The sequence below is a fragment of the Pleurocapsa sp. PCC 7327 genome (genome assembly GCF_000317025.1).
Taxonomy (GTDB): domain Bacteria; phylum Cyanobacteriota; class Cyanobacteriia; order Cyanobacteriales; family Microcystaceae; genus Hydrococcus.
Window position 1 is genome coordinate 4,387,501 of record NC_019689.1, and the last position, 12,873, is coordinate 4,400,373.

11 protein-coding genes, 1 tRNA gene and 2 rRNA genes (1 of these 14 only partly in view) are annotated in these 12,873 nt (G+C 46.0%); 5 read left to right on the forward strand and 9 right to left on the reverse strand.

The window, feature by feature from the left end; all coding sequences use genetic code 11:
* The 6 genes from PLE7327_RS19750 to PLE7327_RS19775 all read right to left on the reverse strand — a co-directional run.
* Positions 1 to 136, reverse strand: a 23S ribosomal RNA gene (locus tag PLE7327_RS19750); it reaches 2,746 nt to the left of the window's first position.
* Positions 137 to 282: 146 nt separating this feature from the next.
* Positions 283 to 356: transfer RNA gene (locus PLE7327_RS19755), tRNA-Ile, on the reverse strand.
* A 159-nt stretch (positions 357 to 515) separates the two neighbouring features.
* A 16S ribosomal RNA gene (locus tag PLE7327_RS19760) occupies positions 516 to 2,005 on the reverse strand.
* Together the 16S and 23S rRNA genes with 1 tRNA gene alongside form the textbook arrangement of a ribosomal RNA operon.
* Before the next feature lie 359 nt (positions 2,006 to 2,364).
* Positions 2,365 to 2,667, reverse strand: a complete 303-nt coding sequence (ureA, locus tag PLE7327_RS19765; protein WP_015145540.1) for an urease subunit gamma — start codon at positions 2,665 to 2,667, stop codon at positions 2,365 to 2,367.
* A 45-nt stretch (positions 2,668 to 2,712) separates the two neighbouring features.
* Positions 2,713 to 3,555, reverse strand: coding sequence for an urease accessory protein UreD (locus PLE7327_RS19770; RefSeq protein WP_041393636.1), 843 nt, complete (start codon positions 3,553 to 3,555; stop codon positions 2,713 to 2,715).
* A 125-nt stretch (positions 3,556 to 3,680) separates the two neighbouring features.
* Positions 3,681 to 4,307, reverse strand: a complete 627-nt coding sequence (locus tag PLE7327_RS19775) for a transposase family protein (protein WP_217523211.1) — start codon at positions 4,305 to 4,307, stop codon at positions 3,681 to 3,683.
* 536 nt (positions 4,308 to 4,843) lie between these two features.
* Between PLE7327_RS19775 and PLE7327_RS19780 the strand changes: the two genes are divergently transcribed.
* Positions 4,844 to 5,311 carry a RimK/LysX family protein gene (locus PLE7327_RS19780; protein WP_015145544.1) on the forward strand — a complete coding sequence of 156 codons (468 nt, stop codon included), beginning with the start codon at positions 4,844 to 4,846 and terminating at the stop codon, positions 5,309 to 5,311.
* Positions 5,312 to 5,456: 145 nt separating this feature from the next.
* Here the strand turns inward: PLE7327_RS19780 and PLE7327_RS19785 are convergent, their stop codons facing one another.
* Positions 5,457 to 5,723, reverse strand: coding sequence for a lipopolysaccharide assembly protein LapA domain-containing protein (locus PLE7327_RS19785; protein ID WP_015145545.1), 267 nt, complete (start codon positions 5,721 to 5,723; stop codon positions 5,457 to 5,459).
* A 168-nt stretch (positions 5,724 to 5,891) separates the two neighbouring features.
* Here PLE7327_RS19785 and ilvN point away from each other — a divergent pair, with 168 nt between their 5' ends.
* On the forward strand, positions 5,892 to 6,410 hold the full coding sequence (ilvN, locus tag PLE7327_RS19790) for an acetolactate synthase small subunit (protein WP_015145546.1): 519 nt from the start codon (positions 5,892 to 5,894) through the stop codon (positions 6,408 to 6,410).
* Between the two features lie 148 nt (positions 6,411 to 6,558).
* Here the strand turns inward: ilvN and ftsH2 are convergent, their stop codons facing one another.
* Positions 6,559 to 8,445, reverse strand: coding sequence for an ATP-dependent zinc metalloprotease FtsH2 (gene ftsH2, locus PLE7327_RS19795; protein ID WP_015145547.1), 1,887 nt, complete (start codon positions 8,443 to 8,445; stop codon positions 6,559 to 6,561).
* Between the two features lie 296 nt (positions 8,446 to 8,741).
* Positions 8,742 to 9,944 (reverse strand): ferredoxin--NADP reductase, encoded by a 1,203-nt coding sequence (petH, locus tag PLE7327_RS19800; protein WP_015145548.1) that lies wholly within the window; start codon positions 9,942 to 9,944, stop codon positions 8,742 to 8,744.
* Between the two features lie 498 nt (positions 9,945 to 10,442).
* On the opposite strand from petH, the gene PLE7327_RS19805 reads away from it, so the two are divergent.
* The 3 genes from PLE7327_RS19805 (at position 10,443) to PLE7327_RS19815 (ending at position 12,807) form a co-directional block, all read left to right on the forward strand.
* Positions 10,443 to 11,456 carry a phosphoribulokinase gene (locus PLE7327_RS19805; RefSeq protein ID WP_015145549.1) on the forward strand — a complete coding sequence of 338 codons (1,014 nt, stop codon included), beginning with the start codon at positions 10,443 to 10,445 and terminating at the stop codon, positions 11,454 to 11,456.
* Between the two features lie 134 nt (positions 11,457 to 11,590).
* Positions 11,591 to 11,866, forward strand: coding sequence for a hypothetical protein (locus tag PLE7327_RS19810; RefSeq protein WP_015145550.1), 276 nt, complete (start codon positions 11,591 to 11,593; stop codon positions 11,864 to 11,866).
* A 185-nt stretch (positions 11,867 to 12,051) separates the two neighbouring features.
* Positions 12,052 to 12,807, forward strand: coding sequence for a response regulator transcription factor (locus tag PLE7327_RS19815; RefSeq protein ID WP_015145551.1), 756 nt, complete (start codon positions 12,052 to 12,054; stop codon positions 12,805 to 12,807).
* Positions 12,808 to 12,873: the final 66 nt, after the last annotated feature.

Below are 12,873 nucleotides of genomic sequence, written 5' to 3' on the forward strand. Positions count from 1 at the left end.
GTATCTAGAGTTGCCTCATTCGGAGACCTCCGGCTCGATGCTTGCTTCCAGCTCCCCGGAGCGTTTCGTCGGTCGCTACGTCCTTCTTCGCCTCTGCGTGCCTAGGTATCCACCGTTAGCTCTTTCTAGCTTGACCTGGTGAGTCTTACCTGACATCATTTTTCGCTTTCTCGCTCTATGCAGTTTTCAAGGTTCTCGCCGAACTTTCGTCCAGCAATCTCTCTGTTGCCACTAGAGTCGTTGCTAAACGATTTTTCTTTTTTCTTTTTTCCTGGGTTCAGGTGGGCCATCCTGGACTTGAACCAGGGACCTCACCCTTATCAGGGGTGCGCTCTAACCACCTGAGCTAATAGCCCATGCTCCCAAACCCGAACGACTGATAGTTTGAAAGCCTGTCCTTTTCCCTTGCTCGACCTTGGGATGTCTCTCAGGAAAGGATAGTTTTTGAGCGGCTCGGGGTTTTCTGTTTTTTCCCTTTGCCTTTTTCCTTTTTTCCTTGAGTTGGGTCTCCCTAAAAAGGAGGTGATCCAGCCACACCTTCCGGTACGGCTACCTTGTTACGACTTCACCCCAGTCACTAGCCCTGCCTTCGGCATCCTCCTCCTCATCGGTTGGAGTAACGACTTCGGGCGTGGCCAGCTCCCATGGTGTGACGGGCGGTGTGTACAAGGCCCGGGAACGGATTCACCGCCGTATGCTGACCGGCGATTACTAGCGATTCCTCCTTCATGCAGGCGAGTTGCAGCCTGCAATCTGAACTGAGGTAGGGTTTGCTGAGATTCGCTCGCCCTCGCGGGGTCGCTGCCCTTTGTCCCTACCATTGTAGTACGTGTGTCGCCCAGGACGTAAGGGCCATGCTGACTTGACGTCATCCTCACCTTCCTCCGGTTTGTCACCGGCAGTCTCCCTAGAGTGCCCAGCTTCACCTGCTGGCAACTAAGAACGAGGGTTGCGCTCGTTGCGGGACTTAACCCAACATCTCACGACACGAGCTGACGACAGCCATGCAGCACCTGTGTTCCGGCTCCCGAAGGCACCCCCGCCTTTCGGCAGGGTTCCGGACATGTCAAGCCCTGGTAAGGTTCTTCGCGTTGCATCGAATTAAACCACATACTCCACCGCTTGTGCGGGCCCCCGTCAATTCCTTTGAGTTTCACACTTGCGTGCGTACTCCCCAGGCGGGAAACTTAACGCGTTAGCTTCGGCACGGCTCGGGTCGATACAAGCCACGCCTAGTTTCCATCGTTTACAGCTAGGACTACAGGGGTATCTAATCCCTTTCGCTCCCCTAGCTTTCGTCCCTCAGTGTCAGTTCCGGCCCAGTAGCGCGCTTTCGCCACCGATGTTCTTCCCAATCTCTACGCATTTCACCGCTACACTGGGAATTCCCGCTACCCCTACCGGACTCTAGCTGCGCAGTTTCCACGGCCGCTCCGGAGTTAAGCTCCGGTCTTTGACCGCCGACTTGCGTTGCCACCTACGGACTCTTTACGCCCAATGATTCCGGATAACGCTTGCCTCCTCCGTCTTACCGCGGCTGCTGGCACGGAGTTAGCCGAGGCTGATTCGCTCGGTACCGTCACTTTCTTCTTCCCGAGCAAAAGAGGTTTACAACCCAAAGGCCTTCCTCCCTCACGCGGCGTTGCTCCGTCAGGCTTTCGCCCATTGCGGAAAATTCCCCACTGCTGCCTCCCGTAGGAGTCTGGGCCGTGTCTCAGTCCCAGTGTGGCTGCTCATCCTCTCAGACCAGCTACAGATCGTCGCCTTGGTAGGCTTTTACCCTACCAACTAGCTAATCTGACGCGAGCTCTTCTTCAGGCGAATTTCTTTCACCTTGCGGCACATCGGGTATTAGCAGCAGTTTCCCGCTGTTGTCCCCGTCCTGAAGGCAGATTCTCACGCGTTACTCACCCGTCCGCCACTAGGTGTTTCCACCCCGTTCGACTTGCATGTGTTAGGCACGCCGCCAGCGTTCATCCTGAGCCAGGATCAAACTCTCCATGGTAGAGTTGGTTTGATTGTTGCTCCAAAAACTGTTTTCAGTCTCCGGCATCTTTCGAGGTTTTCCTCGATCGGACTAGACCTCGCTAGTCGCTCGAGTTATAATTTCTTTTAACAAGGGCTCTGGCAACTTGGCTTTCAAACTATTGTCTTGTCTAGGTTCGGGGCGCTGCTCGAAGCGTTTGCCTCAACCGCGCATTTATTAATGTAACTATCTTTTGAGCGTTTGTCAACCTTTTGGCTCAAAAAATTTTTCAAACGCTGGAAACTCTCTTGCTCTGTGTTAGGCAACCGCTCGCGTCGCGCTCCGAGAACTTAACTCCGAGACGAACCAAGCAGCAGAAAAAAGCGATCGCGAAAAATTCAACGAATGGGATCGTGTACTGTAACTAACTTTGTTCCATCAGGAAACGTGGCTTCGACTTGTACCTCGTGCAGCATTTCTGGAATACCTTCCATGACGTCGTCTCGCGTTAATAAGGTTGTTCCGTAACTCATTAATTCAGCGACTGTGCGTCCTTCTCTCGCACCTTCTAAAATGGCAGCAGAGATAAAGGCGACCGCCTCTGGATAATTTAGTTTTATTCCTCTTGCCTTGCGTCTTTCTGCCAGGAGTGCTGCTGTAAAGATTAATAATTTGTCCTTTTCTTGGGGAGTTAGTTGCATTTTTCAGCGGACGGCGACCAGTTATCAGTGATTAGCTATTTAATATTACATCCAGACTCTGGGTTTGATAACGGAGCGTTTCATAAGTGAAAGACGCAGTAATTGCCAAACTCCTGTAAACCAGTTTCTGACATCTGCTGTAGACGAGCCTCGATAACGACATAATAATCCTCGTGCTTGGGTTTGAGTTACTCCGGCTTCCCCCAGATACTGTTTATCGCTCCAGAGGGTTTGTGCCCGTTCTATTATGTTTTGCGAAACAGGTTTTCCAATCCAGATCAGACTCGCTACGATTGGTTGTCCTGCCAAACCCAAAGAGCTATTAATAATTGCTTCTCCTGCAGGTAGCCATTGTCGGTCGATTAACAGCGGTTGTCCTTGTTGCCAGATTTCTGTATGAGATCGCCAATTTCCCTCCAAAAATTTTTCGCCTCTGGCACTGCGTCCTAAGCGAGTAATTTCCCATCCCAGCCAACTAGCTCCAGGCGCTAATTCTACTCTCAAATCTTGCTGATATATTGCCCCGTTGAAAATTATCGTTTCCTGAGGCACCCATTCTAAACAAGCACCCGATTCGATTTTGATACGAACTATTTGTTTGGCAAGTTTTCCGTTGCTGCGATAAACTTTTCCAGCTGCCGCCGTGGTAATTAAAGTATTGGCATTTTCTCTTAGTCGTATTGTTTGGGAAAGACTATCGCCTTCTACGATTCCTCCAGCCGTATGTAAAATGACGCTGTGACATACGGATTTGCCTTCGGGATAAAAAGGACGCTGCACTTTGAGGGGAGCTTTAACCAAAGCATGGGTCAGATAAGTAGTATCTCTCTCGCAACTATAGACTAAATCGAGACTACCATGCCATCCGGAGCCTGGTCGGGTTGTCATTAGATAAAGTAGTGCTTTTTTTAAACTTGATGGCACTTCTGGGAATAATAGAGTTGTCGGGAAATAAAAAACAACAAGAAGAAAGGAACTCAATTTGATGTGAGAGTTCTCAAGCTGGATTAATTTTAAGCTGCCATTAAATACCAATTCCATAATCCTGCTGCGGTTAACATTAACCGATCGTCAAAATCGAGGATTCGATTGCGGTAAATTTGACTGACAGCATCATAACGTTTGACTCCTGCAAAGGCATTTTCACCAACAACACGAGAACTACTTAAAAGGCGATTTTCTTCTTTTTGAGTTTCATCTAGTTCACCTCCTTTGGGCTTTCGATGAGGTAGATGGATGTTGTCATCCTGTTTTTGTAATCCCAGAAATCCTGAATCTACTTCAATCGGAATCTCTTCTGGAATACTTCGTGCAATATCATCTTCATCATGAGCGCGTTTGTCATGTATTTTTCCTTCTCTGGCTTGAGTCAGAACTAAAACTCTTTTTTTCTCGTCTACTGCTGCTAGATGTTTTCGATTGTGGCGTTTCTTCTTAAGCGAATAGTTAAGTTTTTGTTTTTCTGGATTTTTGGGTCTTTGAATCGGTCTTTCTGTTCCATCAATCATCACTCTTTTTACCTTGGGATATCTTACGAGAAAGGCTTCAATACTATTTAACTTTCGTTCTGGTAAAGCCATTTTCTGACCTAAAGCTGCTTCTAATACTGGCTGTAATCTATGTACCCAATCATGAGCCACACAGCGAGCGATGCATCCCAAAGATAAATCCTGCTAAATCGAATGTCGGATAACATTTGAAATAGAATGAGATGAAAAACAATTTTGCCGCTCCTGTCTCTAGGATAGCTTTTCTTCCACCTCCTACTGCTCTTTGTCTCAGTTGTTTGTCTTGCTCTGTTATTGTCTGTTGGTAGAACTCATTAAATGTTGGCAGCAAGGACTCAAATGCTTTTCGATTTAAGCCTGTCAAGGCTCTTAACAATCTGTCTTGTTTGATGACTTGCTCTATCTTCAACATTTGTGACTTCTGTTTTCTGCTATTATTCCTTATTTCCCGACAAGTCTAATATCACTGGAATTTAGGACTTGCTATTTATGGCACGCATAAAATAATAGCGGGAACCGATGTAGAAACTAAGTTTTACAATAATTTACTGACACTCGAACAAATTACTCAAGAATATGAGGAGGAGAAATACTGGACTGCCCTGGACTGCCTTGGAAATTGAAGACGAACTCCAGGCGCTGAAAGCAACGCTCTAAATTTTTTATTCATGAAAGCCAGGAAACAATTACCAGTAATTGGTTGGCGAGAATGGATCGAGCTACCAGAGTTGGGGATTGAGGAAATCAAAGCCAAAATCGATACGGGGGCACGTTCGTCGGCTTTACATGCCATGCATGTCGAATCATTTGAGCAAGAGGGTAAAGAGATTGTGCGCTTCCAAGTGCATCCCTATCAGCGAGATAGTTATTTTACCGTATCTGCCCAAGCGCAACTTTTGGAGTGGAGACAGATACGGAATTCTGGCGGAGATACTCAACTGCGACCCGTGATTCAAACAGCCATAAAATTGGGAGGGTTACAATGGTCGATCGAATTGACCTTAACCAATCGAGATGTTATGGGATTTCGTATGTTGTTGGGACGTGAGGGAGTGCGCAGGCGTTTTTTGGTCAATCCAGGTCGCTCCTATTTGCTAAGTCATCAACTGGAACGACAAACGAAACATTTCTTCTAAATTTGAGAAATTTCTTCAAATATAGTGACAAATTCTTCGGTCTTGATTATACTTTATGTTGTGTGAGGAGCGAACCAGTTAGAGAACCGAGACGAAACACGGCCAGTCGTCGGTTCTCTTTCTGATTTTTAGGGAAATTAAAGCGCTAAAATTCAAATTCTTCTAGGTCATCCTCTACCAATCGTCCGCGCTTGTTTCTTTTTGGTTGCGGCAGAAGCAAAGGTACGATCGCGCCCAGAATCATACCAGCTCCCAGGCAAAAAGATAACAAAACTCCCACAGGAATCTGAATCGATGCAAAGGTCAGGAATTTCAGGGAAACTGCCTCGATATTTTGGATTGAGAACACAGCGATCGCCCCAACCCAAGCAGCCATGACGATAGAAGTTAGCAAGGATGTAAAAGTTTTCATATTACCATCATAGTGAATATCTTTGAGCCATTCTAAGCTGCCGAATGTTAAGAGAGTCAGTAGCTTGAAATGGCGAAGAGTCGTTGCGTGATAAGATGATGGACTCTAGTATGAAGAATGTAACTTAATCCTCAAACTCCTAGATTTCAGTATAAGTTCGCGATCGCAATGAAACACACACTTTCAGTTCTAGTTGAAGACGAAGCAGGGGTTTTGACCCGAATCGCTGGTTTATTTGCTCGCCGTGGTTTTAACATCGAAAGTTTAGCTGTAGGACCAGCAGAACAAGTTGGGATTTCTCGAATTACGATGGTGGTGCCGGGAGACGAGCGCATTATCGAGCAACTGACTAAGCAACTCTACAAGCTAATCAACGTCCTGAAAGTGCAAGATATTACAGAAATTCCCTGTGTAGAACGGGAATTGATGTTGGTAAAAGTGAATGCGACATCTTCTAATCGTGCGGAAGTGATTGAATTAGCGCAAGTCTTTCGCGCCCGCATCGTCGATATTTCTGAAGAGACTCTGACTGTAGAGGTTGTAGGCGATCCCGGAAAAATGGTTGCGATCGTACAGATGTTAAATAAATTTGGTATTAGAGAAATTGCCCGCACTGGAAAGATTGCCTTAATCCGTGAATCGGGAGTTAATACAGAGTATCTTAAATCTCTGGAAGCGAAAGTTTAGCCTGATTCTTCGGCAAAGTCAATTTTGCTATTAGCGATCGCATAATTTTAGATACAAAAAACAGGGGTGACCATTGTATTAATAATTAGTCATCCCCATCATATTTTTCAACTAGGCAATGTTTTAAGCCAACGGCCTGCCTGCCTAGTTAAAGTTGCGGCACAAAGCGCTCTTTTTCAGGAACTCGCGTGTACTCGGCTACGATTTGACGAAACTCTTCGCCGTCAATGGTTTCTTTGTCAATCAACAGATCGACCAAGCGATCGATGACCTCGCGATTGTCTCGAATAATTTGCCGAGCAAGGTTGTGACCTTGTTCTGCGATCTCTCGTACTTGTTTGTCAATGCGAGCGGCAACTTCTTCGGAATATTCAGCACGGGTCATTAAACCGCCTCCTAAGAATACCTCTCCTTCTTGTCCTTCAAGGGACAAAGGTCCTAAATCGCTCATGCCGAAACGAGTCACCATTTGTCGCGCCAGTTCGGTCACTTGTTGTAAGTCGCCGCCTGCACCCGTAGTCACCTCGTCGTATCCAAAGATTTCTTCTTCGGCAGCACGACCGCCCATAGCCCCAGCAATCCGCGCCATCAGTTGCGATTTGGCTATCAAACCTTGTTCTTCGCTCGGCATAAACCAAGTCAATCCTTGAGCTTGTCCTCGCGGGATCAAGGTCACTTTCTGTACGGGATCGTGAGCCTCGACCAAAGTACCGACGATCGCGTGACCGACTTCGTGATAGGCAATTAATCGCTTGCTTTTGCTGTCAACTAGAGGAGTTCCCTCCATTCCTGCCACGACGCGATCGACTGCATCGTCAATCTCTAACATCGTAATAGCTTCTTTACGGCGACGGGCGGTTAAGATAGCGGCTTCGTTGAGCAAGTTTGCCAAATCGGCACCGCTAAATCCGGGAGTTCGACGTGCGATTCCTTCTAAAGATACTTCGGGCGCGAGTTTTTTATTGCGAGCGTGGACTTCTAAGATTGCCAAACGACCTTTAAAATCGGGCGCATCTACAATCGTTTGCCTGTCAAAGCGTCCGGGACGCATGAGAGCAGAGTCTAGTACGTCGGGACGGTTGGTAGCGGCGATGACGATGATGCCCGTATTGCCCTCAAATCCATCCATTTCTGTCAGGAGTTGGTTGAGGGTTTGCTCTCGTTCGTCGTTTCCGCCGCCGATTCCCGCACCACGCTGACGACCGACGGCATCGATTTCATCGATAAAGATCAAACAGGGAGCATTTTCTTTGGCTTTTTTAAACAAATCGCGCACGCGGGAAGCGCCCACACCTACAAACATCTCGACAAATTCCGAGCCAGAGATGCTGAAAAAGGGAACGCCTGCTTCACCCGCGATCGCTTTTGCTAGTAATGTTTTTCCCGTTCCTGGAGGACCGACTAATAGCACGCCTTTGGGAATTCGCGCCCCAACAGCCGTAAATTTTTCCGGTTGTTTAAGGAAAGTGACGATTTCTTGTAATTCTTCTTTGGCTTCGTCAATTCCAGCTACGTCATCGAAGGTTACTCCAGTTTTAGCCTCCATTTGGAAACGAGCGCGAGATTTGCCAAAGTTCATCGCCTGACCGGGACCGCCTGGAATATTGCTAGAACGGCGGAAGAGGAAAAATAATGCCGCGATCAAGAGGATGGGAAAAAGCAAATTGCCTAAAAATCCCCAAAATGCTCCATCATTGCGGATTGGATGAGCGTCAAGGCTAATATTAGCTTCTCTAAGCTTAGAGATTAATTCTGGCGAATTGGCTGGTAAATCTACGCGCATCCGTTGCACGCGATTTTCCAAGTCCGGATCAACTGCTTGGACGATCGCTGTCCGACCTCCTTCATAAAGGTCTACGCTGATGACTCTACCCGCGTCCAGATATTCCAAAAAACGACCATATGTCATGCGGGTACTTGCCGTATTAGTGCCCGCGTTTCCCGCAACTGGAACGAAGGTTCCTTGCCAGAGAAAGAACCCAATAACCAGAGCAGGTAGCGTCCAAAGTAGTATCGTTCTCCAAGAAATTTTCATTTTGTTAGTTTTCTCTAAATGAGCAAAAAACTTGCTTTTCTTAAATTTTATCGGCTGCTTTTGCTAAGGCTAATAACATAGTCAGAGCCAAATATCTATATCAGCCATGCCAACTTAACTAAATTTAACTTAATTCTCATCTTTACTGCAACCAGTAAATAAAAAGGCAGCGGGTTAGTCTCCATTGTCTAAAAGACAAAAAGAAGCTATCCCGCCGCTGTTGATTTCTGTAGTTCATAGCTCATCTGTCGCGATCGCAAGATCGACAATGAACGATGAACCATCGACAACGAATGTTAGTAAGTTTCAACGTGCCAGCGTTCTTCTTTCTTCATTTGTTTTTGGTAATCAGACCAATTCACTCCGTGCTTGGCAGCGGCTGCACTGAGGGCTTGGTCGATCCCGTCTTCCATTCCTTTGAGACCGCAAATATAAGTGTGAGTTTTGGGATTTTGCATCATTTCCCACAATTGGTCAGCATATTCGGCAACTCTATGTTGAATATACATCCGACCCCCTTGAGGATTTTTCTGTTCGCGGCTAATGGCATAGGTGAGGCGGAAGTTATCGGGATAATCGGCAGCTAATTTTTCTAAATCTTCTCTATAGAGAATATTAGGAGTCGTAGGAATGCCAAAGATTAACCAAGCAAAGCCTTTAAACTTGTAATCTTCGTGCTGTTCTTTGAACATCCGCCATAAATAGGCGCGGAAAGGCGCAATCCCCGTCCCAGTCGCCATCATAATAATATTGGCATCTTCGTCGTCGGGTAAGAGCATTTCTTTACCAACGGGACCGGTGATGGCTACATCTGCGCCGATTTCTAAACCACACAGATAAGTGGAGCAGACTCCGTATACGGTTTCTCCGGTTTCTGGGTGTTTGTACTCCAGTTGGCGAACGCAAAGGGAGACAGTTTTATCGTCGCCGCGATCGCCATGACGGGTAGAAGCAATTGAGTAGAGTCTGAGTTTGTGAGGTTTGCCTTTATCATCGGTTCCCGGTGGAATAATCCCGATACTTTGACCTTCGAGATAGCGCAAATCGCCACCGGAGAGGTCGAAGGTGAGATGTTGGACGATCCCGATGCCTCCCTCGCCAACGAGCGAATAATTTTCAATGCACTTTCCAATAAAAGGTTTATTTGGGCGATAGATATTCACGGGAATATCTGCGTGTTTTGCCTTCGCTTGAGTCATAGACTTACTTTTTTCTTGGGTCTGCTGTTGTGGTTCGTTTGTGGTTGTTAGTTGCGCGGGAATGTCTCCGTTTAAGGGTTTGATACTAACGATTTGACCTCCCAGGCGATTGATTCTCCTCATCTCCTGATTCATGCGCTGATAGGGCACCGTAATAAATACGCTGCCACTACGACGAATTGGATAGTTTAGACTGTCGGTGCTGCCGTTCTGACGTAAACCCACCACTTCAAAGACAAACAAACGGTTCCCATAATCTGTCGTGCTTGCAGAAGTTGCTGTCGTACCTGGACTGTACATACTTTAAATAACTCCCAACTCTCAATGACTGAGAATGACTGTTCTATTTAGCCTATCATTAGGAAGGCTATGGTCACGGTAAAAGGAAGCCTATCGAGGGAAACCGTCTAACTGTCCTAGTTATTAGTTAGAATGAGATTATCGAGTTTTAAAATAAAAAACTGTTAAGATTGCGTCAATTTTAGATTTTCTTTACTAAAAAAGACCGAAAAACCGTAGGATAAGAACTAAATAAGCTAGTTCCATTTTAACGCTGTTATCGGAGTCGGAGATTGACCGGGCGAAACGTAACTTAGCCTTGTGGGAGAAATTCCATTCTGGTAAGATTCATGCACGGGATCTAGTATTATTAAATACTTAAAAACTAGGGCGAGCTTGAGTCTTCTATACTCAAGGTCGATTTCTCTACAGGCAAGGTTTTCTTGTCTTGGGCAGGCTAAGAACTTAGTTTGCCTTATACTACGGGATAACAAATCAGTTTTGCATTAGAGGAAAGCTATGACCGCTCAGCCAGACCGCGTGGTTCTCATTGGAGTAGCCGGAGATTCCGGCTGTGGGAAATCAACATTTTTGCGTCGATTAACAGATTTGTTTGGGGAAGAGTTTATGACAGTTATCTGTCTGGATGACTATCATAGCCTCGATCGCAAGCAGAGAAAAGAGCAAGGCGTAACGGCGCTCAATCCTAAAGCTAACAACTTTGACCTGATGTACGAGCAAATCAAAGCGCTCAAGAATGGTCAGGCAATTGATAAACCCATCTACAATCATGAAACGGGAACCATCGATCCGCCAGAGAGAATAGAACCTAATAAAGTTGTCGTGATCGAAGGACTTCACCCGCTTTATGACGAGCGAGTCCGCTCTCTGATTGATTTTAGCGTTTACCTCGATATCAGCGACGAGGTAAAAATCAACTGGAAAATTCAACGGGACATGGCAGAGAGAGGTCATACCTACGATGACGTAATCGCAGCTATTAATGCTAGGAAACCAGATTTCACCGCCTATATCGAGCCACAAAAGCAATATGCCGACGTGGTCATCCAAGTTTTGCCAACCCAACTGCTTGACGACAAGGAAAGCAAGCTATTGCGGGTACGCTTGATTCAAAAAGAAGGCGTGCCCAACTTTGAACCATCTTATCTATTTGATGAAGGGTCAACGATTGATTGGAGACCTTGCGGTCGCAAGTTAACTTGTGCCTATCCCGGCATTAAAATGTACTACGGACCCGATAATTTTATGGGGAACGAAGTATCTATCTTAGAAGTGGATGGTCAGTTCGATAATCTCGAAGAAATGATTTATATCGAAAGCCATCTGAGCAAGACGGGAACGAAGTTCTATGGCGAAATGACCGAATTGCTGCTGCAACACAAGGATTATCCTGGCTCTAACAATGGAACGGGATTATTCCAAGTCCTTGTGGGGCTAAAAATGAGAGAAGCTTATGAGAAATTAACTGCTTCTACGACTCCTGCTGCCAAAAAGGCAACAGCCCAAGTTTAATCGACGGCTACGTAAGATTTTGCGATCGCGGGAGAGACAGGATAACTCTCGCGATTTTATTTTTTGGTTGAGTTAGTGGTTAGTAGCGATCTCGAACGACTAACCACTAACAAATAACAAATAATCAATCGCTTATGAAAATCGCTAAAGTCTGGATAACTATTGTTTTTCTTCTCTTTGTCTTAGCCGAACTTTATCAGTGGCTCGTAGGCTTTATACTGCCTTTACCAATTTATATCTTAGCAGGAGCATTTCTGGCGATCGCGTCTAACTACGACCGAGGAATTGGCGCGTTGTTTCGTCAAGTGGCTGGGAAAGAAGAAAAAGTATCGCCAACTGCCACCCTAGTCGAGTCGATAGAGGCTTTAGACGAAGCCAAGAACGATTATGTCTTGCCTCCTAGAGATTAGACGAAGTCACAGAGAAAGTTGTCATAGCGATCCGCCTAACTAAGTTATAAAGTTATAAAATAATGTTGGCAAAAATCTTAGAGTAACAGCAATTGGCATTAAATGTGGTACTAAATGTAAAATCCTGTTTCTCTGTGGATTTTTTGTTGTATATGTTGGTATGGAACTAAGCAAAGAGTATCTTTATGCTGTCTCTCGACGTACCTCAGAGTTCTTCTAAGCCTGAATTCGTCAATACCAGTCGCATTCTCGTCGTCGAAGACGAAGATGTCATTCGGGACATGATAGTTTTAGCTTTAGAAGAAGAAGGTTATGAGGTGATAACGGCAAGCGATGGACGAACAGCCCTAAATTTACTGCAAAACCCTGCTTCTGGGGATAGCGAGGAATCCTTCGATCTAGTCATTCTAGATCTAATGTTGCCTCAAGTTCACGGGTTGGATATTTGTCGCCTGCTGCGCTATCAAGGCAATATCGTTCCGATTCTAATGCTAAGTGCTAAAGCGAGCGAAACCGATCGCGTTCTCGGACTAGAAGTGGGAGCCGATGATTATCTGACCAAACCATTCAGCATGCGCGAGTTAGTAGCTCGCTGTCGTGCTCTCCTGCGCCGTCAGAGTTTCGGCAACTTGTCTCAAACGTCAATAATCCGCAAGTTTCGAGATATTTCTCTCTACACCCAAGAATGTCGCGTCATCGTCCGAGGCGAGGAAATTAATCTATCTCCTAAAGAATTCCGCTTGCTAGAACTATTCATGAGCTACCCCCGTCGAGTTTGGTCGCGAGAGCAACTCATCGAACAGGTGTGGGGGCCCGATTTTTTGGGAGATACCAAAACAGTAGACGTTCACATTCGCTGGTTGCGAGAAAAGTTAGAACTCGATCCCAGTCAACCAGAATACTTGATTACGGTTCGCGGGTTTGGCTACCGATTTGGTTGAGGGAGTTGGGAACTGGTAAAATAAATTACGTATGGCTCCAGCGTTACGAGTAACGGGGAACGTCGA

Coding starts and splice junctions, on each gene's coding strand:
- ureA (WP_015145540.1), bottom strand. CDS start 2,667: ATGCAACTAACTCCCCAAGAAAAGGACAAATTATTAATCTTTACAGCA.
- PLE7327_RS19770 (WP_041393636.1), bottom strand. CDS start 3,555: ATGACAACCCGACCAGGCTCCGGATGGCATGGTAGTCTCGATTTAGTC.
- PLE7327_RS19780 (WP_015145544.1), top strand. CDS start 4,844: ATGAAAGCCAGGAAACAATTACCAGTAATTGGTTGGCGAGAATGGATC.
- PLE7327_RS19785 (WP_015145545.1), bottom strand. CDS start 5,723: ATGAAAACTTTTACATCCTTGCTAACTTCTATCGTCATGGCTGCTTGG.
- ilvN (WP_015145546.1), top strand. CDS start 5,892: ATGAAACACACACTTTCAGTTCTAGTTGAAGACGAAGCAGGGGTTTTG.
- ftsH2 (WP_015145547.1), bottom strand. CDS start 8,445: ATGAAAATTTCTTGGAGAACGATACTACTTTGGACGCTACCTGCTCTG.
- petH (WP_015145548.1), bottom strand. CDS start 9,944: ATGTACAGTCCAGGTACGACAGCAACTTCTGCAAGCACGACAGATTAT.
- PLE7327_RS19805 (WP_015145549.1), top strand. CDS start 10,443: ATGACCGCTCAGCCAGACCGCGTGGTTCTCATTGGAGTAGCCGGAGAT.
- PLE7327_RS19810 (WP_015145550.1), top strand. CDS start 11,591: ATGAAAATCGCTAAAGTCTGGATAACTATTGTTTTTCTTCTCTTTGTC.
- PLE7327_RS19815 (WP_015145551.1), top strand. CDS start 12,052: ATGCTGTCTCTCGACGTACCTCAGAGTTCTTCTAAGCCTGAATTCGTC.